The sequence below is a fragment of the Pseudomonas sp. genome (assembly GCF_017744435.1).
GTDB lineage: Bacteria > Pseudomonadota > Gammaproteobacteria > Pseudomonadales > Pseudomonadaceae > Aquipseudomonas.
In genome coordinates this window covers 35,668-59,475 of the sequence record NZ_JAGIBG010000013.1, presented here as the reverse complement: position 1 = coordinate 59,475, position 23,808 = coordinate 35,668, and the positions used below count along the sequence as shown (strand labels likewise).

Here is a 23,808-nt window from a genome sequence, read left to right as displayed (position 1 = left end):
ATTAGCACTGATGTACAGGTGAAACCGAGAGCCATCGGGGTTTCACAGTTTTCCTTGGATAAAAAGAAGCACGGGGTACACAACTGATGGACGCAACATCCACAACCACCACCGCGAAAAGCGGGCACGAGAGCAAGCTCAGTGCCTCGCTCAAGTCGCGCCACCTGACGATGATGTCGATCGCCGGGGTTATCGGCGGCGCCTTGTTCGTCGGTTCCGGCAGCGTGATTCACAGCGCCGGCCCGGCCGCAGTGCTGGCCTACCTGGCCGGCGGCATCCTGGTGGTGCTGATCATGCGCATGCTCGGTGAAATGGCGACTTCCTCGCCGGACACCGGCTCGTTCTCTACCTACGCCGACCGCGCGATCGGCCGCTGGGCCGGTTTCACCATCGGCTGGCTGTACTGGTGGTACTGGGTCATCCTGATGGCCTGGGAAGCTTATGTGGCGGGCAAGATCCTGCACGGTTTCTTCCCCGACGTGAGCGTCAACGTGTTCGTGCTGGCCACGACCCTGCTGCTGATCACCGTCAACTTCTTTAACGTCAAGCACTACGGTGAGTTCGAATTCTGGTTCGCGCTGATCAAGGTGGTGGCGATCGTCTGCTTCCTGGTGGTGTGTGCCGCCGCCGTGATGAACATCTGGCAGTTCGGTGAAGTGCGTGGCATGACCCACCTGACCGCCGAAGGCTTCATGCCCAACGGTATCACCACGGTCATTGGTGCGTTGCTTGGGGTGATGTTCGCCTTCCTCGGCGCCGAAATCGTCACCATCGCCGCTTCCGAAGCCAAGGACCCGGCCACCCAGATCGTCAAGGCCACCAACTCGGTGGTATGGCGTGTGTGCCTGTTCTACGTCGGCTCGATCTTCCTGATCGTCTGCCTGGTCCCGTGGAACGACCCGCAACTGGGCGTTTCCGGCTATGGCGCCTACCGCCGTACCTTGGAACTGCTGGGCGTGCCGCACGCCGAGCTGCTGATGAACTTCGTGGTACTGACCTCGGTGAGCAGCTGCCTGATCTCGGGTCACTACACCGCTTCGCGCATGCTGTTCTCCCTGGCTCAGCGTGGCGACGCGCCGTCGTTCTTCAAGATCACCCGCGCCGGCACCGGCGTACCGGTGTACGCGATCATCGGCTCCTGCGCCGTGGCCGTGGTCTGCGCGCTGATCAACTTCAGCGAGACCCTGCGCCCGAAAGACGTGCTGGAAACCCTGATGAACACCACCGGCATGATCGCCCTGCTGGTGTATCTGGTGATCGCCTTCTCGCAGCTGCGCATGCGCCGCAAGCTGATTGCCGAAGGCAAGGAAGTGCGCCTGCAGATGTGGCTGTTCCCGTGGCTGACCTACCTGGTGATCGGCTTCATCATCGCCGCCCTGGTGACCATGGCCTTCATGCCTGACTACCAGATCCTGGTGATCTCCACCGGCATCGCCGCGGCTGTCGTGGTGGCCATGGGCGTGGTCCACCAGATCCGCTCTGGCAAGCAGCAGCACTAAGCGTCATTCGCTGTTGGAAACGGCCGGCTCCCTTAGGGACCCGGCCGTTTCGCGTTGTTGGGGCGGGTGTTTTTCCTCGGGCATGTGAAACCGCTGGTTCATCCACGGCGAACCCAGCAGGGCGGCGGCGGCGATCAGGGCCAGGATGGCAAGGGCCAGGGATAGCTTCATCGGCATGCGCATGTAGGGACTGACCTGAAGCATAGGCTGACAGTTCAGGTTCATGGGAAACGGTACATGGCTTATGCTCAAGCCACTGCCCGCCAGAAAGGAGCCTTCCATGGCCTGGTCCGCCACCCAGTATTCCCTCTTCGAAGATGAACGCACCCGCGCCGTGCGCGACTTGCTGGCCGCCGTGCCACCGCGGCCGGTGCGCCATGCCACCGACCTGGGCTGTGGCCCCGGCAACTCGACTGAAGTGCTGCTGCAGCGTTGCCCGGATGCCCAGGTGACGGCGCTGGACAGCGACAAGGACATGATCGACAAGGCCCGCGAACGCAAGCGCCTGCACATTCCGCGGGTACGCTGCGAAATCGCTGACATCAGCGACTGGTCGGCGCCCGAGCCGCAGGACCTGATCCTGGCCAATGCCTCGCTGCAATGGGTGCCCGACCACGGCTCGCTGTATCCGCACCTGGTGCGCCAGCTGAGCGAAGGAGGCAGCCTGGCCGTGCAGACCCCGGACAATCTCGACGAGCCGGCCCATCGGCAGTTGCGCGAAATCGCCAGCCAGGGCCCGTGGGCGGACAAGTTTGCCGACTTCCACCTGCCGCCACGGCACAATGCGGCGTTCTACTACGACCTGCTCACGCCGTTGTGCGCGCGGGTGGATGTGTGGCGCACCACCTATCACCACCCCTTGGCGGGCGGTGCCGAGGCGGTGGTGGAGTGGTTCAAGGGCTCGGCGCTACGGCCTTATCTGGCCAGGCTGGACGAGCAGGAGCAGGCGGACTTCCTGCAGATGTATCTGCAGGCCATGCAGCGTGACTACCCGCCAGCTACAGACGGCAAGGTGCTACTGCCGTTCCCGCGGCTGTTTGTCGTCGCCACCCGCTAAGGGCGACGCCAGCGCCAGATGACGCAGGCGTAGATGGCCAGGTTCAGCACCAGCACGATGCCGCCCAGCAGCAGCTGGACTTGCGGCGTCAGGCCGGCGGGGTAGATCAGCGGCCAGATGTAGTGTTCGACGAAGCCGCCGTGGTAACCCGCGTCACCGGCGGCCAGACGCATGCGGTTTTCCCAGTCGGTGAGCGGGCATTGCAGGTGCAGGCCTTCCACCGCCAGGCCCCAGGCCAGGGCAGGGAGGTGCAGGAGCAGGGCGGGGCGCCACTTGAGCACCAGCAGACCGCCGAACAGGACCAGCAGGATGAAGGCCAGGTGCAGCAGGACCAGGGCGTCGGCGGCCAGGCGGAAAAGCATGGTGGGTGGGCCTGGAAATGAGGTATTCCCAGCATAGTTGTATTGCCTGTGATGGCCTCTTCGCGGCTGAAGCCGCTCCCACAGGTACTGCGCAGGTTTCGGGGGCGGTGGGGTACCTGTGGGAGCGGCTTTAGCCGCGAAGAGGCCGGTACAGGCTCTACAGCTCTTCCTGAACCATCTGCAGGAAGGTGGCCACCACCCGGCGGCTTCTTTGCTCGCTGAGGCACACCAGCGTCTCGGTCAGATGCCGCTGACAATCGACGATCGGCAAGGCACACACCCGCGCGTCCGCGCCAAATTCGGCCGCCGACACCACCCCCACGCCAATCCCCACCACCACGGCTTCACGCGCTGCCTCGCGGCCTTCCACCTGGATCGCCGGGCGAATCCGCAAGCCTGCGCGCTGCATCTCTTCCTCCAGCGTCTGCCGCGTCACCGACCCCGGTTCGCGCAGCACCAGCGGCGTGTCATCCAGGTCCGCCAGGCTGATCGAGCTGCGGCTGGCCCACGGGTGATTGTGGGAGACGAACGCCACCATCGGGTCGCGGCGCAGCGGCACGCAGTACAGCCGCTCGTCATCGACATCGCGCCCGAGCAGCGCCAGGTCGGCCTGGTAGCTGAACAGCCGTGCCAGCGACTCGTCGGTGTTGCCGGTCTCGACCTTGACCTGGATGCCCGGGTAGCGCTGGCAGAAGCGCGCGATCTGCGGCAGCACATGCACGGGCGCATCCACCGCCAGCACCAGGCTGCCGGTATGCAGGGCGCGTGAGTCCTGCAACAGGTCATGGGCCTCAGCCTCGCAGGCGAACAGGCGCTGGCTGATGCCCAGCAGGCGCTCGCCCAGGTCGGTCAGCTGCACCGAGCGTTTGTTGCGCTGGAACAGCAGCACGCCGAAGCGCTCCTCGAGCTTGCGCACCTGGTCGGACACCGCCGGCTGGGTCAGAAACAGCTTTTCCGCCGCGCGGGTGAAGCTGCCGTGCACAGCCACTGCATGGAACGCCTTCAGTTGAGCGTGGGATACCGACATGCCGACTCCAGTAACAAGCTGAACTTATGTGTGAAATACGATAAATCGATTTTCTTTATCAGTCAGCAACTGTTTCCATACGTTTCAACCCGAGGCCGTCGCCACAAGCAGCGGCCGGGCCATGGCCCGCACACGGTGCCATCTGACCAGATGACGAGCCTTCGTCATGCAGTGCGCAACACAACAACAAGACAGGCGTTTTTTAACAATCTGCCGGCACACTTGAGCAAGAGGTCAGAGTCAATGAATCAATCACTAGCCGCGTTGAAACGCTGGCGCATCCAGATTTTCGCGATCACCTGGCTGGCCTACGCCGCCTTCTACTTCACCCGCAAAGCCTTCTCGGTGGCCAAGCTCGGCATCGCTGAAGACCCGACATTCATGCTCGACAAGGCCGCCATGGCCAACCTCGACGCTATCTACCTGGCCGCCTATGCCGTGGGCCAGTTCACCTGGGGCATGCTCGCCGACCGCTTTGGCCCGCGTGTGGTGGTACTGGGCGGCCTGCTGATTTCGGCCGCGGCCGCGGTGGTGATGGGCAATTACGCGACCTTCCCGATCTTCGCCACCTGCATGCTCATCCAGGGCCTGGCGCAATCCACCGGTTGGGCCGGGCTGTGCAAGAACATCGGCAGCTTCTTCCCGGCCTCGCAGCGCGGGCGGGTGCTGGGGCTGTGGAGTTCGTGCTACGCCTTCGGCGGCCTGGTCGCTTCGCCGTTCGCCGGCTGGTGGGCTTACACACTGGTCGGCACCTGGCATGCAGCGTTCTTCTCCAGTGCCGCGGTGGTGGCCGGTGTGGCCGTGCTGTTCTTCTTCCTGCAGCGCAACAAGCCCGAAGACGTCGGCCTGGCAGCCGTCGAACCGGAGCCACAGAGCATGGCCCCGGCCGGCAACCTGTGCAGCGTCTGGGCGCCACTGCGCGAAATCCTGCGCAACCGCACGGTGCTGACCCTGGGCATGGCGTACTTCCTGTTGAAGCCGGCGCGCTACGCGATCCTGTTGTGGGGCCCGGTGATCGTCTTCGAGCAGATGCCGTCGGTGGGCAAGGTTGGCGCGGCGATCATCCCGACCGCCTTCGAACTGGCCGGGCTGCTGGGCCCGATCATCATCGGCCTGGCCTCGGACAAACTGTTCGGTGCCCGGCGCATGCCGGCCTGCGTGATCAGCCTGGTGCTGCTGACGGTGACCCTGGCCGCGTTCATGGGGGCCATGCACAGCGGCAGCATCGTGCTGGTGGTCGCCCTGCTGTTCGTCATGGGCCTGACCCTGTACGGGCCGGACTCGATGATCAGCGGCGCGGCGGCTATCGACTTCGGCACGGCCAAGGCCGGCGCCACCGCGGCAGGCTTCGTCAACGGCTGCGGTTCGGTGGGGGCGGTGCTCGGTGGCCTGCTGCCAGGCTACTTCGACAGTGTCACGGTGTTCATCGTGTTCGCTGGCTGCGCGCTGTTCTCGGCCCTGGTGCTGCTGCCGCACTGGAACAGCCGCCCGGCCAGTACGCCCCAGGCTGAGGACGTGGCACCCAACACCAGCATGGCGATCAAGCCACTGCGCAGCTGAAGGAAAGCGCGCAAGGCCGACAAACCGTGAGATTACTTGTCGATCCGCTGCCCGAGGGCGTATAAACTGCTCCCACTTTTGGCCGGTCGCTTCCTGAACCGGCCGCTGAAACAAAGAGAGTCGACATGGGCGCACAGTGGAAAGCCAAACATAGAGAAACAGCTGCCAATGCCAAGGGCAAGATCATGGGCAAGCTGGCCAAGGAAATCCAGATCGCGGCCAAATCCGGCGCCGACCCGGACATGAACCCGCGCCTGCGCCTGGCCATCGTCCAGGCCAAGAAAGCCTCGATGACCCGCGAGACCCTTGAGCGTGCCATCAAGAAAGGCGCTGGCCTGGACGGTGAGGCCGTGCAGTACCATGCCGTCAGCTATGAAGGCTTCGCCCCGCACCAGGTGCCACTGATCGTCGAGTGCCTGACCGACAACGTCAACCGCACCGTGGCGCAGATTCGCGTGCTGTTCCGCAAGGGCCAGCTGGGCGCCAGCGGCTCGGTGACCTGGGACTTCAACCATGTCGGCCTGATCGAAGCCACCCCGGAAGGCGATGCCGACCCGGAAATGGCCGCCATCGAAGCCGGTGCCCAGGACTTCGAGGAAGGTGAAGAAGAAGGTTCGACCTTGTTCATCACCGATACCACCGATCTGGATGCCGTGCAGAAGGCGCTGCCTGAGCATGGTTTCACCGTGACTTCGGCGAAGATCGGCTACACCCCGAAGAACCCGGTGAGCGCTGCCAGCCTGAGCGCTGAAGCACTGGCCGAGGTGGAAGCGTTCCTCGAGGCGATCGACGAGAACGATGACGTGCAGAACGTCTACGTTGGCCTGACTGACTAAAAAAGCTGGGGCCGCTTCGCGGCCCATTCGCGACACAAGGCCGCTCCTACAGGAATACGCGTTTCCCTGTAGGAGCGGCCTTGTGTCGCGAAACGAGGGCAAAGCCCTCGCCAGCAATCCGGAGCCGAACACCGATGAACCCCACCTTCGCCTCCCTCAGCCTCGCCCACCTGCGCACCCTCGACTGCCTCCTGCAGCTCAAGAACCTCAGCCACGCCGCCGACCGCCTGGATGTCAGCCAATCGGCCCTGAGCCGCCAGCTGGCCCACCTGCGCGAAGCCTTCGACGACCCGTTGCTGGTGCGCCAGGGCCGCGGTTATGTGCTCAGCGAACACGCCGAAGCCCTGGTCGAACCCCTGCGCCAAGTGCTCGAAGAACTCCAGGCCCTGCGCCAACCCGCCGCCTTCGACCCGGCCCGCTGCGAGCGGCGCTTCTGCCTGGCCGCCTCCGACTACGTGGCCGAGCACATGCTGCCGCTGCTGGTGGCTGCCTTGGAGCAGGAAGCCCCAGGCGTCTCCATCGACTACCGCACCTGGCAGGCCGGGCAATACGCCTTGCTCGCCAGCGGCGAGATCGACCTGGCCACCACCTTGTTCGACGAATCGCCGCCCAACCTGCATGGGCGACTGCTCGGCGAAGACCGCGCGGTGTGCCTGATGCGCCAGGATCACCCGCTGACCGCGCTGGACGTGCTTGGCCAGGACGACTACCTGGCCTGCAAGCATGTGCGCATTTCTGGTGGCGGCGACAAGGACAGTTTCATCGACCGCCACCTGCGCGCCCAGGGCCTGCAACGGCGCATCAGCCTGGAAGTGCCGTTCTTCTCGGCCACCGTGCAAGTGATTGGCAACAGCCAGGCGCTGGCCACGGTGCCCGAGCACATCGCCCGGCAGCTGTGCCGCCTGCATGGGCTGGCGTGGCGGCCGTTGGGGTTTGTCGAACATACCCAGCGCTATTGGGTAGTGTGGCATCAGCGCTTGCAGGCCTCGGCCGAGCACCGCTGGTTGCGCAACCGGGTGTTCGAGCTGTGGCGGCAGTCGCAGTTCGGGGTGCAGGGCGGGGTTGCGGGTTTGCCATAGCAGGTATGCGCGAAGCGGGGTTATTCGCGTGGGCGCAGGCGCCTAGACTGGGGGCACTGGACAATCCTCAGGAGAGCGCGCGTGACCCCAGAACAATTCCGCCAGTACGGCCACCAGTTGATCGACCTGATCGCCGACTACCGCCAATCCGTCGGCGAACGCCCGGTCATGGCCCAGGTCGAGCCCGGCTACCTCAAGGCCCAGCTGCCCCAAGGCGCCCCGCAGCAGGGCGAGCCGTTCGAGGCCATCCTCGACGACGTCAACCAACTGGTCATGCCCGGCCTGTCGCACTGGCAGCACCCGGACTTCTACGGCTACTTCCCGTCCAACGGCACCCTGTCGTCGGTGCTCGGCGATTTCCTCAGCACCGGCCTCGGCGTGCTCGGCCTGTCGTGGCAATCCAGCCCGGCGCTGAGCGAGCTGGAGGAAACCACCCTCGACTGGCTGCGCCAGTTGCTCGGCCTGTCGGGCCAGTGGAGCGGGGTGATCCAGGACACTGCGTCCACCAGCACCCTGGTGGCGCTGATCAGCGCCCGCGAGCGTGCCACCGACTACGCGCTGGTCCGCGGCGGCCTGCAGGCCGAAGCCAAGCCGTTGATCGTCTATGTCAGCGCCCATGCCCACAGCTCGGTGGACAAGGCCGCACTGCTGGCCGGCTTTGGCCGCGCCAACATCCGCCTGATCGCTACCGATGAGCAGTTCGCCATGCGCCCGGAAGCGCTGCGGGCGGCCATCGAGCAAGACCTGGCCGCCGGCAACCAGCCATGCGCCGTGGTGGCCACGACCGGCACCACCACCACCACCGCCCTCGACCCACTGCGCCCGATCGGCGAAATCGCCCAGGCCAACGGGCTGTGGCTGCATGTCGATTCGGCCATGGCCGGTTCGGCGATGATCCTCCCGGAATGCCGCTGGATGTGGGACGGCATCGAGCTGGCCGACTCTGTGGTGGTCAATGCTCACAAGTGGCTGGGCGTGGCGTTCGATTGCTCGATCTACTACGTGCGTGATCCACAGCATTTGATCCGGGTGATGAGCACCAACCCGAGCTACCTGCAGTCGGCGGTGGATGGCGAGGTGAAGAACCTGCGGGATTGGGGGATTCCGCTGGGTCGCCGGTTCCGTGCGCTGAAATTGTGGTTCATGTTGCGCAGCGAAGGCGTGGAGGCGTTGCAGCAGCGCTTGCGCCGGGACCTGGACAATGCCCGCTGGCTGGCGGAACAGGTTGCAGCTGCGGCGGAGTGGGACGTGCTGGCGCCGGTGCAACTGCAGACCTTGTGCATTCGCCACCGGCCAGCGGGGCTGGAGGGGGAGGCGCTGGATGCGCATACCAAGGCGTGGGCTGAGCGGTTGAATGCGTCCGGGGTGGCGTATGTGACGCCGGCGACGCTGGAAGGGCGGTGGATGGTGCGGGTGTCGGTGGGGGCCTTGCCGACCGAGCGGGAGCATGTCGAGAAGCTTTGGCTGAACCTGCAGGATGTGGTTAAAGGCTGACATCGCCGGGGCTGCTTTGCAGCCCTTTCGCGACACAAGGCCGCTCCTACAGGAGTACGCGATTCCCTGTAGGAGCGGCCTTGTGTCGCGAAAGGGCCGCAAAGCGGCCCCCTGCAATCTATCAGTTGCTCACCGCCTGAAAGCTACCCTTGCGGCTGGCCTCGAAGGCTTCCTTTTCCATCGGCTTGGCATCCGGATTACCCAGGTCTTCCATCGCCATCCGATGGGTCTCCGGCGCAATGTAGGCCGCCAGTGCACACACGCAGGTGATAAAGAACGCCAGGCCACCGATCACCAGCGGAATGTTCTCCGAACCCGGTGGCGCCACCAGGGCGAACAGCGCCGGCAGCATGGCGGTGAGCATAGTGCCGATGTTCTGCGCGATGGCCATGGCCGATACGCGGTAGCGGGTGTGGAACAGCTCCGGGTAGAAGCTTGGGAACACCGCGTTGTAGCCCTGGTAGACCATGCCCCACATCACGATCGAGGCGGCGAAGGCCAGTGGCACGTTCTGGATGCTGATCGCATACAGGTAGACGAAGGCCAGCAGGCCAGAGCCCAGGCAGCCGGCGATCATGGTCGGGCGGCGGCCGATCTTGTCGGACAGGTTGCCCACGAACGGGATCACCAGCACAGCGACAATGTTGCCCACTACCGGGATCCACAGGTACACGCTCTTGTCGAAGCCGATACCGTAGGCTGGCTGCACCGCGTAGGCCGCGCCGAAGATGGTGGCAACTACCGGGATCACGTTCATCAGGGCCATGAACATCACCAGCACCATGTGCTTCCAGCTGTGGCGGAAGGCCTCGCTGATTGGCGACTTGGCAACCTTGTCCTGCTTCTCTTCCTTCACGAACGCCGGGGTTTCGTGCACTTCCTTGCGGATGATGAAGCCCGCGATCAGGACGAAGGCGCTCATCAGGAACGGAATGCGCCAGCCCCAGTCATTGAAGGCGTCGCTCGGCATGAAGTAGGCCAGTGGCAGGAACACCGCCGCTGCCAGCACCTGGCCGGCCTGCACGCCCTGCAAGGTGAAGCTGGCGTAGTAACCGCGCCGTCCGAACGGGGCGTGCTCCATGATCATCGAACTTGCGCCGGAGATTTCACCGGCCACGGCAAAGCCCTGGACCAGGCGCAGCACCACCAGCAAGGCCGGGGCCAGCAGGCCGATGTCGTGGTAGGTCGGCAGCAGGCCCACGGCCATGGTCGACAGGCCCATCAGGAACATGCACAGCAGCAATACGTTCTTGCGCCCGCGGGTGTCACCCCAGTGGCCGAGCACGAAGGCGCCGATCGGGCGCGCCAGGTAGCCCACGCCGTAGGTGGCCAGCGAGGCGATGATGGCCATTTTCGGGTCGGTGTTGGGGAAGAAGATCTGCGGGAAGATCAGCGCCGCAGCCTGGGCATAGATGAAGAAATCGTAGTATTCGAGTGCCGAGCCAATCCATCCGCTGGCGGTCGCTTTCTTGGCTTGAGAGCTTGAGTGGGCCATCGTTGTCTCCGTTGTTCTTGTAGGTCGTCGCACGGCTGGCGTCGCCCAGGGGCGGCCAGAGGGGGTGCGATCGCTTGTCGGGAGTAGGGCGGTTATAGCGCTGACGATCGCAGGCGGTGTCTGCAAAGGGAGGACGAACGAGCAGGTGCGGATCGCAAGGCGATGGAGGTGTGCATAGGTCGGTACCCGGTTTATTGAACTTATTATGTCGTGACGTTGGGCTTGTCTGCGCAGGTGCTGTCGAACGCCCGTCAGGGCAGAAGAGGGCGGTCGGTGTGCCTGCGTCTGGGTCCATGTTTGCCTAGGGTTGGCAGTGAATCAATTCGCCAGAATCGGTTTTGTGCGGTAATCGAACGCAAAACTAACCATTTCGTACAAACAGATTGCCGGGCCGACTTTACCTGCGAATAATCGACAGTGCCAGGAACCCAGCGCGGTTTCGGCCCGTCGTCCGTCCAATAACAAGGAACTTCCCCATGCAGCGTTCGATAGCCACCGTGTCCTTGAGCGGCACCCTGCCGGAAAAGCTCGAAGCCATCGCCGCCGCCGGTTTCGACGGCGTCGAGATCTTCGAGAACGACCTGTTGTACTACGCCGGTAGCCCCCGTGAAGTGCGGCAGATGTGCGCCGACCTCGGCATTGCCATCACCCTTTTCCAGCCGTTTCGCGACTTCGAAGGCTGCCGCCGCGACCGCCTGCAGAAGAACCTCGACCGCGCCGAGCGCAAGTTCGACCTGATGCAAGAGCTGGGCACCGACCTGGTGCTGGTGTGCAGCAACGTCCAGGCCGACGCCCTTGGGGATGAACAGCTGCTGGTGGACGACCTGCGCCTGCTCGGCGAGCACGCGGGCAAGCGCGGCCTGCGTATTGGCTACGAAGCCCTGGCCTGGGGCCGCCATGTCAATACCTACCAGCAAGTGTGGAACCTGGTGCGCCAGGCCGACCACCCGGCGCTGGGCGTGATCCTCGACAGCTTCCACACCCTGTCGCTCAAGGGTGATCCGGCGGCGATCCGCGACATTCCCGGCGACAAGATCTTCTTCGTGCAGATGGCCGACGCGCCGATCCTGAACATGGATGTGCTGGAGTGGAGCCGCCACTTCCGTAACTTCCCGGGCCAGGGCGAAATGGACCTGGCCGGCTTCCTCGCGCCGATCCTCGCCACCGGCTACCGCGGCCCGCTGTCGCTGGAAATCTTCAACGACGGCTTCCGCGCCGCACCGCCACGGCAGAACGCCGCCGACGGCCTGCGCTCGCTGTTGTACCTCGAAGAGCAGACCCGCCTGCGCCTGGAGCAGGAAGGCACCGCCATCGAGCCGGGCGTGCTGTTCACCCCGCCGGCCGCCAGCGCCTATGATGGCGTGGAGTTCCTCGAATTTGCCGTCGACGAAGCCGTCGGCGCGCGCCTGGGTGGCTGGCTCAAGCGCCTGGGCTTTGCCGAAGCCGGCAAGCACCGTAGCAAGGACGTGCGCCTGCTGCGCCAGAACGACATCAACATCGTGCTCAACGCCGAGCCGTATTCCTTCGGCCACAACTTCTTCGAGGCCCACGGCCCGTCGCTGTGCGCCACCGCCCTGCGGGTGAAGGACGAGCATGCCGCGCTGCAACGCGCCACGGACTTCCGTGGCCAGCCATTCCGCGGCCTGGTCGGCCCCAACGAATGCGAAGTGCCTGCCGTGCGTGCGCCGGACGGCAGCCTGATCTACCTGGTGGAACAGGGCAAGGAAGGGCCGTCGCTGTACGACACCGACTTCCGCCTCGACCCGGCCGCCAGCGCCACTGGTGGCCTGCAGCGCATCGACCACATGGCCCTGGCGCTGCCGGCCGAATCGCTGGACAGCTGGGTGCTGTTCTACAAGAGCCTGTTCGATTTTGCCGCCGATGACGAAGTGGTGCTGCCCGACCCGTACGGCCTGGTCAAGAGCCGCGCCTTGCGCAGCCCGTGTGGCAGCCTGCGTTTGCCGCTGAACATCTCGGAAAACCGCAACACCGCCATCGCCCATGCGCTGTCCAGCTATCGTGGCTCGGGCGTGCACCACATCGCCTTCGATTGCACGGACATCTTCAGCGAAGTGGCGCGGGCCAAGGAGTCCGGGGTGCCACTGCTGGAGATCCCGCTGAACTACTACGACGACCTCGCGGCGCGCTTCGATTTCAACGACGAGTTCCTCAGCGAGCTGGCCTATTACAACGTGCTGTACGACCGTGATGCCCAGGGTGGCGAGCTGTTCCACGTGTACACCGAACCGTTCGAGGAGCGCTTCTTCTTCGAGATCATCCAGCGCAAGGGCGGCTATGCCGGGTATGGCGCGGCGAACGTCGCGGTGCGCCTGGCGGCCATGGCCAAGCGCCGCAGCGGGGCAGCGCGCAAGCCGGTGTTGTGATCGCAGGTACCCGAAACCGTGTCATCTATGCTTATGAAGCTTTTGTCAGAGGATGTGATTCATCCGAGGTGAGAGGGCAATCATGAGCAAGGTATTCGTCAACATCGGCCTCAGCCTTGACGGCTACATGGCCCCGGAAGGCATGGACATCGCGCACTGGGACAGCCCCGGTTACAAGCACTGGGGCGCCAGGTGGGGTGAGTTGATGAGCTGGATCCTCAAGCAGCAGTACTTCCGCGAAAAGCTCATGTTCGCTTCGGGCGGCGAGACCGGCCCGGTCAACGACATGCTGCGCCACACCCTGGAGCGTACCGGCGCCGCCATCATGGGCAAGCGCATGTTCGAGCAGGGCGAGCGCAGCTGGCCGGAGGAGGCACCTTTCCATTGCCCGGTGTACGTGCTCACCCACGAAAAGCGCGAACCTTGGGTGCGGCCGGGCGGCACGACCTTCCATTTCTGCAACGATGGGCCGGCGAAAGCCCTTGAGCTGGCCAGGGCGGCTGCGGGTGGACGTGACATTCGCATCTCGGGTGGCGCGGACGTGATACAGCAGTACTTGCGTATGGATGCCATCGAGGAACTGGAAATCGCCCTGGCTCCGGTGCTCTTTGGCAGTGGAAGACGCCTGTTCGAGAACCTGTACGAGCCGGTGGCGCAATTTCGCGTCGACCAGGTATTCCCCACGCCAGACGCAACCCATCTGCGTTACGTGAAACGGTAAGCGATGGGGCCGCATGGCGGCCCCGTTTCACCTCGCAATCATTTCACGCTGATGGGTACTGTCACGCTCTGCCCCAGTGCCGACTTCACGGTAATCGTCGCCGGTGCCGCCGGTACGCTGCCGGTGGTGGTCACCGACAACCGCCAGCGTGCCCCGCTGGTTGCTGCCGTCAGCGTCGCCGTGCCCAGGTTCAGCGGGCCATTGGTGGTGGCTGCGGTCACGTTGATGCTGTTGCCGGTGGCCACCGAGGTGGTGCCGGCGATGTCCCAGGTGTAGCGAGCGTTGCTGCGTTCCTGCACCACGGCGCTGCTGACCTGGACCTGGTCCGCTGCCACAGCAGGGCTCACGACGATGCTGACTGTGGCCGGTGCCAGCGACTCGGCGCCCTTGGTGTCGCGCGCGGTGTAGGTAAAGCTGGCGGTGAGCGCTGTGCTGATCGTGGCGGGCGGGGTGTAGGTGATGGTCGTGCCGTCGGTGCTGACCTTGCCAAGGCCGGAGTCGGGCTGGCTCAGGCCGGTGACGGTCAAGGGCAGGTTGCCTTCGGGGTCGGTGTCGTTAGCCAGCACGTTGAGCACGATCGGCTTGCCGGCCGTGGTTGCGGCGCTGTCATTCGCGGCCAGCGGTGGCTTGTTGTTGCTGTCGCTGTTGTTGGTGAGGCCGCTACGGAAGGTCGGCAGGCCCACCGAAGGCGCGTATTCCACGCCATCCCAGCCGGGCAGCGGGGCGGGCATGACCTGGAACTGGCCAGGGTGTTCCAGGTCCCAGCGCAGCAGCATCGACGTGTCTTCATGCTGGGTGTTGTGGCAGTGTTCCATGTAGGTCCCGGCGAACTCGCGAAAGTGCAGGGCCACTTCCAGTTCTTGCGAGGAGTCGGCTTCCGCGCCGATGCGGTAGACGTCCTTGCGCGCCCATTTTTCCCACTCTGGCGGTGCCTTGCCGTCACGGCTGAGGATCACGCCTTCCTCGAAGTGCACATGCACCGGATGGCTCCAGCCGTTGCCACCGTTCCTGATCCGCCACACTTCCAGCGTGCCGTCGCCGCTGAAACCGCCCGGGGTCGCTTCGTTGGCCAGCTGCGGTGCGGCGCTGATGCGCCGTGGGTCCATGTTGTAGCCGGCGCCACCGTCGGTCTTGATGGTCCAGGGTGCACTGTCGGTGCCGTCGGAGCGGCCAAAGATGAACTCGCGGTGGCGGGCCGCCTTGATCCTGGCCTGGTCAGCGGCCGCAGAACGGTCGATTGGCAGCGGGATCATCTTCAGGCCCTCTGGCTTGCCCGGCTTGGCCGGTTCGAAAGCGGCCGGGTCCATGCTCACGTCCTGGCCGCTGTAGGGCTGCACCAGCAATTGCAGGAACTTGCCCACTACCGGGTCGCCCTTGTCCCATTCGGGCCCGTTGCTGGTCTGCTTGAGCACTGCCTTGTACTGCTCGGACAGCACATCAGCCAAGGGGATGGCCTGTTTCGGGCCCTTGCCGGACTCATGCTCCATCAGGTTGACGAAGTACAGCTTGTCGCCGGCTTTTATCCCGTTCTTGGCGAAGTTGATGATGATGTCGTAGCGCTCGGCAATGGCTTGTACCGGCAGGATGCCGTTGTTGTCCTGCAGGTTGCCGTCGCCGTTGAGGTCCATCGTGCCGTCGAACGGCACGGCGTGCTCCATGATGTTGCCGTCGTTGGCGATCATGTGGAACGGCACCCGGGCATACGACAGATTGGAGCCCGGAGGCCCTTTGAACTCACCGCTGTTGCCGGCGATTTCGCGCACCACGGCGAACTTGAAGTAGCGCGACACCGAGCCGTTGAGGATACGGAAGCGGTAGCTGCGGGCGCGGACCTTGAGCCTGGGCTGGTACTGCCAGTTGACCAGCACCTGGTCACCGAGGAAGCCGTCGGTGTTGAACGGGTTGAACCACAGCTGGCCGTTCTGATCCCAGGCCTTGTCGGCGATCACCAGGTTGACGTCGTAGTCGCGGTTACCCCACGGCATGGCCGAGCCGCTGGGGAAGCGCAGGTTGACACCGTCCTGCAGCGCTTCGTTGCCGCGGTCGATGGCGCTGTAGTAGTTCATCATCACGGCGTTGCCTTTGTAGACGTTCTGCGCCGTGAAATCCATCATGTGGTCGTGGAACCAGTGGCTGCTCATGGTTTCGCGCCAGTCGCCACGAATCTTGATGCTGCCGTTCTCGCAGGTTTTCAGCCCCGGGTTGGCGTCGTTGACGAACAGGGTTTCACCCGGCGAGCAGGGGAACGCGGCGTGTGGGTCTTCGGCACGGGTATTGATGGTGTCGTAGCCGGCCAGCTGCAACGGCCAGCGGTAGTCGTAGTACTGGCCGGGGAAGAAGTAGGCGTTGGCGAAGCCATCGCTCTCGGCCGGCGAGTGACCGTTGTGCTCGTGGGTGGAAATGGTGTGCAGGCCAAAGCCGGCGTTGGCCGATGGATCGATCGGCAGCGCGTTGTAATGGCGCATCAGAATCGGCTGGCCATAACGGACCATCAGCAGCTTCGGTGGGAAGGTGCCGTCGAAGGTCCACAGCGACTTGTGGTTCTGCACCGGGAAGTTCGGGTGGAAACGGGTGTCGATGCCCTTGGTGGTACCGAGGGTGGTCGGGATGTCCGAGGTCTGGAAATACAGCCCGCCGGGTGCAAATTCGCCGACGGCATAGTTGTGCAACTGCTTGCGGTCGCGCAGCCCCTGGTTGATGCGTGCTCCCGCCTGTACGGTCTTGAACGCGGTCTGCGGGAAGAACTCGTTCCAGCGCTGGTGCGACCAGCCTTTCCCGGGTGGCCGGCCTTCCGCCGGCGAACCGACCGGTTTGCGGTCGAGGAACAGCTCGATCTGCGCTTTCCACGGGTTGCGGTCGAGGGTATTGGAGAACTGGGACGGGAAGGGGAACAGGCCCGGTTGCCTGAGGAAGGCTTCCAGGGCGTTGCTGCTCGGGCTGCTGCGGGCGACCACGTCCGGGTCCTGGGTGGGAGGCGGGCCAAGCGTCGGGACCGGGAAGGTCAATGGCGGAGCTGGCAGGCTCGGGTCAAGTTTGTCCGAACCGAATTCCTCGAACAGCAGCAATTGCTGGGTGAACGGCTGCGCCCCGAACAACGGGCTCGGCTTGCCGTTGGTTGGGTAACTGCGTGATGTTTGCAGCGCGGGCGGCAGCACGTTGTCGACGCGGTTGGTGGCGCGGTCGCCGAAAACGCCGTCTTGCAGTTCCAGCGCACCTTGGTTGGCTGGCGGCAGGTCGTACAAGAGGCGCAAGGCCGGTTCGGGGTTGGCTGGTTGCTCGGTGAAGTGCGAGGGGTCCGTCGGCGGCGGCGGGCTCAGGTCGTCGAGCGGGGCAGCGAGGGCGCAGCCCAGCCCGAGGCTGAGCATTAACGCGGAAACGGCGGACAACCTGAATGCATGGCGCGTGGTGGGGGTAACGGCAGGTGCTTGCATTGCCTTATGCCTCGCTCGCAGAGCGTTGGCCCGGGGCCAACAATGGCGTTTTGCCTGGGTAGGCAGGGCGGAGCAATGGCTGTGCCAACGGATTGTCGCGCAAGGCCGTGTCACGGCAGCCCTTGCGCGGCCTGGGGCGCGCAAAACGCTGGGGCGCTAAAGGCTACGCAAGAGCCCGCGCGCTGGGGCCTGAGCCCCATCTACAGTGGGGAATCAGAGGTTCGAATGTCCCATCGGCCTGCAGCAACCACAGCCTCCGACCAATAGCCCGCTTCCCTGCACCTCCCCACTCACGGATAATCCCTTCCTAATTCCAATAATCACCCCGTGAGCCCCCATGACCGACCCCGTGGCCCCTCTCAGCCCGCCTGAACCCTCGGCTACGCGCCAACCGCGCAAGAACAACCCCGAGAAAACCCGCGAGGACATCCTCCAGGCCGCCATCAACGAGTTCGTCCAGCAGGGCCTGGCCGGCGCGCGCGTGGACGCCATCGCCGAGCGCACGGCCACCTCCAAGCGCATGATCTACTACTACTTCGGCAGCAAGGAGCAGCTGTACGTCGAGTGCCTGGTCAAGCTGTATGGCGACATCCGCAAGACCGAGCAGAGCCTGGACCTGGAGTCGCTGCCGGCCGAGCAGGCGATTCGCCGGCTGTCCGAGTTCACCTTCGACCACCACGACCGCAACGTCGATTTCGTGCGCATGGTCTGCACCGAGAACATCCATTACGGCGAGTACGTCAAGAAGTCCCCGGCCATTCGCGAGATGAGCAGCCTGGTGCTGCAGGCATTGGGCAGCACCCTGGCGCGTGGCGTGGAAGAGGGCGTGTTCCGCCCCGGCATCGAGGTCATCGACCTGCATATGCTGATGAGTTCGTTCTGCTTCTACCGGGTGTCCAACCGCCACACCTTCGGCGATATTTTCCAGATCGACCTGGCTGATGAGCAGGTCAAGCAGCGCCACCGGCAGATGATTTGCGACGTGGTGCTCAGCTACATCCGCGCCTGAACCCGCTTACTCGCCCAGCCGTTGCTCGCGCGACGGCGGGTAGCCGAAGTAGGCGGCATAGCACTTGCTGAAGTGCGATACCGAGACGAAACCGCACGCCACTGCCACCTCCATCACCGACAGGTCGGAGTACTGCAGCAGGCGGCGGCTCTTGGTGATGCGCAGTTCCATGTAGTAGCGCCGCGGCGAGGTGCCGAGCTGGGCCTGGAACAGCCGGTCGATCTGCCGCCGCGAGCGGCCGCTGTAGGCCGCCAGCTGGTCGAGGCTCAGGGTCTCTTCGAGGTTGTTTTCCATCAGCTCGACGATGGTGCGCAGGTGCAGGCTCATGGACTTTTTCGCCCCGGGGCCGACCTGGCGGTAGCGGGCGCCGGAGAACGACAGGATTTCTTCCACGCCTTCGGCCAGGCCGTCGCCGTACAGGCGGCGTACCAGGCCGAGCATCAGCTCCATGGCGCCGTTGGGGCTGGCGGCGCTGAGGCGGTCGCGGTCGAGGGTGAAGCTGGCCGGGGTGATGCGGGTTTGCGGGCTGCGTTCGGACAGGCTGGCGCGCTGTTCGGGGTGGATGCTGCAGCCGTAGTCGTCGAGCACGCCAGCCCGGCCGAGGAACCAGGCGCCGTTCCACAGCCCGCCCAGGGCCATGCCGTGGCTGGCGCAGTCGTCCAGCAGGCGGTCGAGTTCGGGGTATTTCAGCGGCGTGCGCAGGCCGCCGCAGACGATCAGCAGGTCAAGTTCCTTGAGTTCATTGGCGGACAGTTCGCTGGCGACCAGTTCCAGGCCCAGGTCGCTCAGCACCCGGTCACCCTTGAGTGACAGCGGGGTGAAGCGGAAGCTGTCGGCGCGCAGCAGGTTGGCGGTGACCAGCACGTCCATGGCCACGGTGAAACTGGCCATCGAGAAGTGCTCGAGCAGGATGAAGTCGACGCGGTAGGGGGCCTCGGGGCTACCGGCGCTGGCCTTGAGCCGCAGCATGTTGCTGGTGCTGGTCTTCTTGCTGAACTGACGTGGGGTGGGCACTCTGGACTCCGCTTCCTGGCTGGCCAGCAGAGTGTGGCGGGAGCGTGCGGGAAAGACAACGTCCGGGGGGCGCATGTCGTATTGCAGGTCGTGTTGAGGCAAGTGGGCTATGCTGGCGCGCCTGTTCTGGAGAACCTCGATGAAATACGCCGTCGCATTGCTGTTCGGTCTGCTGCCGTTGCTGGCCCATGCTCTGGAGGCAGGCGAGCGGTTGGCGCCCTGGACGCTGCTTGACCAGTACGACCAGCCCTACAGCCTGAACGCCGACACTCACATACTCCTGGTGGCCCGCGACATGGAGGGCGCCAAGCTGGTCAAGGCCGCCCTGGCCGATACGCCCAAGGGCTATCTGGAGGCGCGTGATGCGGTGTTCGTCGCCGATATCCAGCGGATGCCGGCGCTGGTCAGCAAGCTGTTTGCCATTCCGGCGATGCGCGATTACAGCTACCGGGTGATGCTCGACCGCGAAGGCCGCGTGGCCAGCCGCTATCCGGGGCAGGCAGGGCAGGTGTTGTGGTTGCAGTTGAAAGATGGGGAGTTGGTGAGCCAGCAGACTTTTGCCGACGTTGGGGCATTCAAAGCTGCGTTGGCGCGCTTGCCGCACAAATCCGACTGAACCCTCAGCACTGGCCGTAACCCAACCCCGTACATGCCAACGGGAGAGTGCTCATGGAAATCGGAACGATCTGGATCATTGTCGCGACCCTGGTCATCCTGCTGGAGATCTTCGCCATCTGGCACATCATCGGCAGCGATCGGCGCGCAGAGCGCAAGATGCTGTGGATCGTGTTCGTGGTCTACGCACCGTTCCCGGGGTTGCTGTTCTGGGCCTGGCGCGGGCCACGGGCGGTGAAGGGCAGGGCGGTGCTGCAGGAAAAATGACGGCCGGGGTATCAGGCGCAGTGCGCCTGATACCACAGGCTTCAGTCCGGCGTGATACCGATCTTGATCTCCGGGTCGAGGCCGCTCACCAGCAGGCTGCCGGCGAAGCTGACCGTGTCCTGCACCTCAAGCGCCTTGAACGCGTCGCGGATGCGGGTACGAATCGCCTTGCCGGCCTCTTTGCGTTTTTCTTCCGCAGTGCCTGGGGAAAGGACCAGTTCACCGTTCAGGGTCGTTTCGATCTTGCCGGACTTTTTCCAGCCCATCTCTTCGCGCAGGTGGGTACGCGCTGCTGCTGCGTCACCTTCATGATCATTGTTCACAGGGCTGATGGTGTAGGCGAGTTGGAACGCGTAGGGCTTGCTCATGGCTTGTCCTTCAGTGAAGCGGCGCTGCGCCGCGGTTGTGGCCTCCGTGCCGGGACCTGCAATCTAGCGAACTGCGCGGCTGAAGCCTACATACGCGGTGTTGGGCTTCTGTACTTCAGTTGAGAAATTTCCTACAAGCGCTTGACCTCTACCTAACTCGAGCCAACAGACTCGGACGCTCATTCACACGAAGGAGCGTTCCATGACCCGCGCAGTCCAGCTGTCCAATCCACAAGGCCTGTACGACCCCAGCGCCAACGCCTATTCCCATGTTGCCGAGGTGACTGCCGGTAGCCGCCTGCTGTTTATCGCCGGGCAGGGCGGGGAGGATGCCAATGGGCAGCTTTCGCCCGAATTTGCAGGGCAGGCCCGCCAGGCGCTGGCCAATCTGCAGATTGCGCTGGCTTCGAAAGGGGCAGAGTTGGCACAGGTGTTCAAGCTGACATTGCTGATTGTCGATCACAGTGAGGAACGCCTGGCGCAGTGGGTGGCTGAGGCGGACCGGGCCTGGGGAGGCCACATGAAGCCGACCTGCACGCTGATACCGGTGCCGCGCCTGGCACTGGATGGCATGCTGGTGGAGATCGAGGCCGTGGCAGCTGTGGCGTGAGCCTGTAGCGGCCTGTTCGCGGGCTTGCCCGCTCCCACAGGTACTGCACGGTATTCAGAACCTGCGGTGAACCTGTGGGAGCGGGCGAGCCCGCGAATACGCCATCACAGGTCATGCAAAAGCCTTAGAATGACCTTTTCCCCGAGCCCACCCAGCCATGCTGCCCATCGAACTGCTGCCTACCACTCCCGACCAGGCCGACCTGATCCGTAACCTCTATCAGTTCTACGCCTATGAGTCCTCCGACTGGGAGCAGGAAGATGTCGAGGTGGACGGCCGTTTCTACATCCACGAAGAGCACCTGCAGCGCTACTGGCAGTCCCCAGGCTGGAGCGCCAGCCTGGTGCTGGTGGACGGTTTCATCGCCGGCTTCGTGCTGGTCGAACGCAGCGAGTTGCCCGGCATCGAGGCGCTGGAACTGGCCGACCTGTTCATCCTCAAGCGCTATCGGCGCCAGGGCATCGGCCGCGCCGTGGCCAATGAGTTCCTCGCCAACCCGGGTGACTGGCTGCTGCGCTGCTACGCCCTGGACCCGATCGCGGTGGCGTTCTGCAAGGCGGTGGTGGCCGACCTGCACCGGCCAGTGCAACAGATCTTCCCCGGCGATGATCCGGACCTGCTCACCTACCAGGTAACCTCCACTCGCCACTGACTGCCTGTCGATGCAGCATAATTTTGTGACCCACTTCACAAAATCCGCTCGCAAGGCATAATGCCAGCACTGCTTTACAAGACCCGGCCGCGCTGGCCAGGGGTTCCTTTCGCACACGTCGCAGGTTCAGGTAAATTTCATGTCGCTAGTCGCAAGCCCCGACATCATGTACCGGCTGTTGATCCAGAGCGTGGTGGACTATGCCATCTACCTGCTCACCCCCGACGGTATTGTCGCCAACTGGAACCCCGGCGCCCAGCGGGCCAAGGGCTACCGCGCCGAAGAAATCGTCGGCCAGCATTACTCGCTGTTCTACAGCGAAGACGAGCGCGCGGCCGGCCTGCCCGAGCAGAACCTGGAGCAGGCGCGCAGCACCGGTCGCTTCGAAGAGATCGGCTCGCGCCTGCGCAAGGACGGCTCGGCTTTTCATGCCCATGTAGTGATCGACGCGGTTCGCGATGACAACGGCCAACTGGTCGGTTTCGCCAAGGTCACCCGCGACATTTCCGAGCGCCGCCAGCAGGAGCTGGAGCTGCTGCAGGCCAAGGAGCTGGCCGAGCAGTACAGCCAGGAAATGGCCAACCTGTCGCAGTTTCTCGACTCGGTGATCGCCAACATCCCCGCCAGCGTCATCGTCCAGGACCTTGAAAGCCAGCGCATCCTGCTCGCCAACCAGCAGGCCGAGCGCCTGTTCGGTGGCGGCGGCAAGCCGATGATCGGCCATACGCCTGGCGAGTGCCTGGCACCGGCCGCGGCCGATTACCTGGAAACCCAGCTCAGCCGAGGCGCGCGCAGCAGCAAAGGCTTTGCCGCCGAAACCCGGGTCGATACCGCCTGTGGCCCGCGCACCCTGCGCAGCCGCGCGCTGCTCAGCCAGAAATGCGAGGGTCAGGCCGATTACGTGCTGTTCGTGGCCGAAGACGCCACCGAAGAGCTCGCCGCCCACGCGCAGATCCACCACATGGCGCACCACGACGCGCTCACCGGGCTGCCCAACCGTACCTTGTTCCACGAGCGCCTCAAGCAGGCCCTGGTGCGCGGCCACGAGAGCGAAAAGCTCACCGCCGCGCTGTGCCTGGACCTGGACAACTTCAAGAACATCAACGATTCCCTCGGCCATGCCTTCGGCGACAAGCTGCTGCGCGCCCTGGGCAAGCGCCTGCGCCGCGAGTTGCGCGAGCACGACACCCTGGCCCGGCTGGGCGGCGACGAATTTGCCGTGGTGCTGACCCACCTGGACAGCCGCGAAGCCGCCTGCAATACCGCCAGGCGCCTGATCGAGGCCATCTGCCCACCGTTCCAGATCGAGGGTCACCAGTTCTCGGTAGGCGTCAGCATCGGTATCGCCCTTGCACCTGAAGACCATGAGCAGGCCGAACAACTGCTCGGTTACGCCGACATGGCCCTGTACGAGGCCAAGCGCAATGGCCGCAGCCGTTACGAGTGCTTCCACCTCGAACTGGATGTTGCCGCCCGCCAGCGCCGCCTGGTCGAGACCGACCTGCGCACCGCCTTGCACCTGGGGCAGCTGCACCTGCACTACCAGCCGGTGGTGGATCAACAGACCAGCAGCGTGACCGGCTACGAAGCGCTGCTGCGCTGGGAGCACCCGACCCGGGGCATGGTCATGCCCATGGACTTCATCCCCATCGCCGAAGAAACCGGGCTGATCCACGAACTCGGCACCCGTGCGCTGAACCTGGCGTGCCAGGAGGCGGCCACCTGGGGTACCGAACAGACCGTGTCGGTGAACCTGTCGCCGGTGCAGTTCAAGAACGCCAACCTGGTTCACACCGTGACCCTGGCCCTGGCCGATTCGGGGCTGGCGCCGCAGCGCCTGGAACTGGAGATCACCGAGTCGGTGCTGCTCGGCAACAGCGAAGAGAACGTGCGCACCTTGCGGGCGCTGAAGGACCTGGGCGTGTCGATCTCGCTGGATGACTTTGGTACGGGCTATTCGTCGTTGGGCTATCTGCGTTCGTTCCCGTTCGACCGGATCAAGATCGACAAGTCGTTCGTGCATGACATGTGCGACAGCCGCGAAGCGATGTCGATCATCCGCGCGATCACGGAGCTGTCCAACAGCCTGATGATCAAGACCACGGCCGAAGGGGTGGAGTCGGAGGAGCAGATGCAGCGGCTGCGGGCGGAAGGGTGCTCGCACTTCCAGGGCTATCTGTATGGGCGGCCGGCGCCGGCCAGCGAGCGCCTGAAGCAGGTCTGCGTGTAACCGTTCGAGGGCTTGGGGGCTGCTTTGCAGCCCATTCGCGACACAAGGCCGCTCCTACAGGGGATCGCGAATCCCTGTAGGAGCGGCCTTGTGTCGCG

At 64.4% G+C, this 23,808-nt stretch carries 21 protein-coding genes; 14 read left to right on the top strand and 7 right to left on the bottom strand.

Going from position 1 to position 23,808, the window contains the following annotated elements:
• Positions 1-86: 86 nt before the first annotated feature.
• Positions 87-1,499, top strand: a complete 1,413-nt coding sequence (locus tag J7573_RS11300) for an amino acid permease (RefSeq protein ID WP_294334692.1) — start codon at positions 87-89, stop codon at positions 1,497-1,499.
• A 3-nt stretch (positions 1,500-1,502) separates the two neighbouring features.
• Here the strand turns inward: J7573_RS11300 and J7573_RS11295 are convergent, their stop codons facing one another.
• Positions 1,503-1,682 (bottom strand): hypothetical protein, encoded by a 180-nt coding sequence (locus J7573_RS11295; RefSeq protein WP_294334775.1) that lies wholly within the window; start codon positions 1,680-1,682, stop codon positions 1,503-1,505.
• A gap of 97 nt (positions 1,683-1,779) precedes the next feature.
• Between J7573_RS11295 and tam the strand changes: the two genes are divergently transcribed.
• Positions 1,780-2,556 carry a trans-aconitate 2-methyltransferase gene (gene tam, locus J7573_RS11290; protein WP_294334689.1) on the top strand — a complete coding sequence of 259 codons (777 nt, stop codon included), beginning with the start codon at positions 1,780-1,782 and terminating at the stop codon, positions 2,554-2,556.
• Here the strand turns inward: tam and J7573_RS11285 are convergent.
• Both J7573_RS11285 and J7573_RS11280 read right to left on the bottom strand, forming a co-directional pair.
• Complete coding sequence (locus tag J7573_RS11285; protein WP_294334688.1) at positions 2,553-2,918, bottom strand: DUF2784 domain-containing protein; 366 nt, start codon at positions 2,916-2,918, stop codon at positions 2,553-2,555. The two genes, tam and J7573_RS11285, sit on opposite strands and share 4 nt — an antisense overlap.
• Before the next feature lie 157 nt (positions 2,919-3,075).
• Positions 3,076-3,945, bottom strand: a complete 870-nt coding sequence (locus J7573_RS11280; RefSeq protein ID WP_294334687.1) for a LysR family transcriptional regulator — start codon at positions 3,943-3,945, stop codon at positions 3,076-3,078.
• 243 nt (positions 3,946-4,188) lie between these two features.
• Here J7573_RS11280 and J7573_RS11275 point away from each other — a divergent pair, with 243 nt between their 5' ends.
• From J7573_RS11275 to J7573_RS11260, 4 genes are all read left to right on the top strand, one after another.
• The gene (locus tag J7573_RS11275) at positions 4,189-5,505 is read left to right on the top strand and encodes an MFS transporter (RefSeq protein ID WP_294334684.1); all 1,317 of its coding nucleotides are present in this window, start codon (positions 4,189-4,191) and stop codon (positions 5,503-5,505) included.
• Positions 5,506-5,630: 125 nt separating this feature from the next.
• Complete coding sequence (locus tag J7573_RS11270) at positions 5,631-6,341, top strand: YebC/PmpR family DNA-binding transcriptional regulator (RefSeq protein WP_009685578.1); 711 nt, start codon at positions 5,631-5,633, stop codon at positions 6,339-6,341.
• A gap of 134 nt (positions 6,342-6,475) precedes the next feature.
• Complete coding sequence (locus tag J7573_RS11265; RefSeq protein WP_294334676.1) at positions 6,476-7,420, top strand: LysR family transcriptional regulator; 945 nt, start codon at positions 6,476-6,478, stop codon at positions 7,418-7,420.
• Positions 7,421-7,501: 81 nt separating this feature from the next.
• Positions 7,502-8,914, top strand: coding sequence for a DOPA decarboxylase (locus J7573_RS11260; RefSeq protein WP_294334674.1), 1,413 nt, complete (start codon positions 7,502-7,504; stop codon positions 8,912-8,914).
• A gap of 121 nt (positions 8,915-9,035) precedes the next feature.
• On the opposite strand, the gene J7573_RS11255 is transcribed toward J7573_RS11260, so the two are convergent.
• Positions 9,036-10,409: an MFS transporter gene (locus tag J7573_RS11255; protein ID WP_294334673.1), complete on the bottom strand. Its 1,374-nt coding sequence runs from the start codon at positions 10,407-10,409 to the stop codon at positions 9,036-9,038.
• A gap of 476 nt (positions 10,410-10,885) precedes the next feature.
• Between J7573_RS11255 and quiC the strand changes: the two genes are divergently transcribed.
• Entirely contained in the window at positions 10,886-12,793 is a 1,908-nt protein-coding gene (gene quiC / locus J7573_RS11250; RefSeq protein WP_294334672.1) for a 3-dehydroshikimate dehydratase QuiC, read from the top strand.
• 82 nt (positions 12,794-12,875) lie between these two features.
• Positions 12,876-13,514, top strand: coding sequence for a dihydrofolate reductase family protein (locus tag J7573_RS11245; RefSeq protein ID WP_294334671.1), 639 nt, complete (start codon positions 12,876-12,878; stop codon positions 13,512-13,514).
• Between the two features lie 38 nt (positions 13,515-13,552).
• Here J7573_RS11245 and J7573_RS11240 read toward each other — a convergent pair whose 3' ends face one another.
• Positions 13,553-16,945: an Ig-like domain-containing protein gene (locus J7573_RS11240; RefSeq protein WP_294334669.1), complete on the bottom strand. Its 3,393-nt coding sequence runs from the start codon at positions 16,943-16,945 to the stop codon at positions 13,553-13,555.
• 337 nt (positions 16,946-17,282) lie between these two features.
• On the opposite strand from J7573_RS11240, the gene J7573_RS11235 reads away from it, so the two are divergent.
• Entirely contained in the window at positions 17,283-17,954 is a 672-nt protein-coding gene (locus J7573_RS11235) for a TetR/AcrR family transcriptional regulator (protein ID WP_294334667.1), read from the top strand.
• Positions 17,955-17,960: 6 nt separating this feature from the next.
• On the opposite strand, the gene J7573_RS11230 is transcribed toward J7573_RS11235, so the two are convergent.
• Positions 17,961-18,968 (bottom strand): GlxA family transcriptional regulator, encoded by a 1,008-nt coding sequence (locus J7573_RS11230; protein ID WP_294334666.1) that lies wholly within the window; start codon positions 18,966-18,968, stop codon positions 17,961-17,963.
• Between the two features lie 139 nt (positions 18,969-19,107).
• Between J7573_RS11230 and J7573_RS11225 the strand changes: the two genes are divergently transcribed.
• Positions 19,108-19,584: an FAD/FMN-containing dehydrogenase gene (locus J7573_RS11225; protein WP_294334664.1), complete on the top strand. Its 477-nt coding sequence runs from the start codon at positions 19,108-19,110 to the stop codon at positions 19,582-19,584.
• Positions 19,585-19,637: 53 nt separating this feature from the next.
• Complete coding sequence (locus J7573_RS11220) at positions 19,638-19,850, top strand: PLDc N-terminal domain-containing protein (protein WP_294334662.1); 213 nt, start codon at positions 19,638-19,640, stop codon at positions 19,848-19,850.
• Between the two features lie 41 nt (positions 19,851-19,891).
• Here J7573_RS11220 and J7573_RS11215 read toward each other — a convergent pair whose 3' ends face one another.
• Positions 19,892-20,218 (bottom strand): hypothetical protein, encoded by a 327-nt coding sequence (locus J7573_RS11215; RefSeq protein ID WP_294334660.1) that lies wholly within the window; start codon positions 20,216-20,218, stop codon positions 19,892-19,894.
• Positions 20,219-20,420: 202 nt separating this feature from the next.
• On the opposite strand from J7573_RS11215, the gene J7573_RS11210 reads away from it, so the two are divergent.
• From J7573_RS11210 to J7573_RS11200, 3 genes are all read left to right on the top strand, one after another.
• Positions 20,421-20,828: a RidA family protein gene (locus J7573_RS11210; protein ID WP_294334659.1), complete on the top strand. Its 408-nt coding sequence runs from the start codon at positions 20,421-20,423 to the stop codon at positions 20,826-20,828.
• A 157-nt stretch (positions 20,829-20,985) separates the two neighbouring features.
• On the top strand, positions 20,986-21,480 hold the full coding sequence (locus J7573_RS11205) for a GNAT family N-acetyltransferase (protein ID WP_294334657.1): 495 nt from the start codon (positions 20,986-20,988) through the stop codon (positions 21,478-21,480).
• Positions 21,481-21,619: 139 nt separating this feature from the next.
• Positions 21,620-23,710, top strand: a complete 2,091-nt coding sequence (locus J7573_RS11200) for an EAL domain-containing protein (protein ID WP_294334655.1) — start codon at positions 21,620-21,622, stop codon at positions 23,708-23,710.
• Positions 23,711-23,808 lie beyond the last annotated feature (98 nt).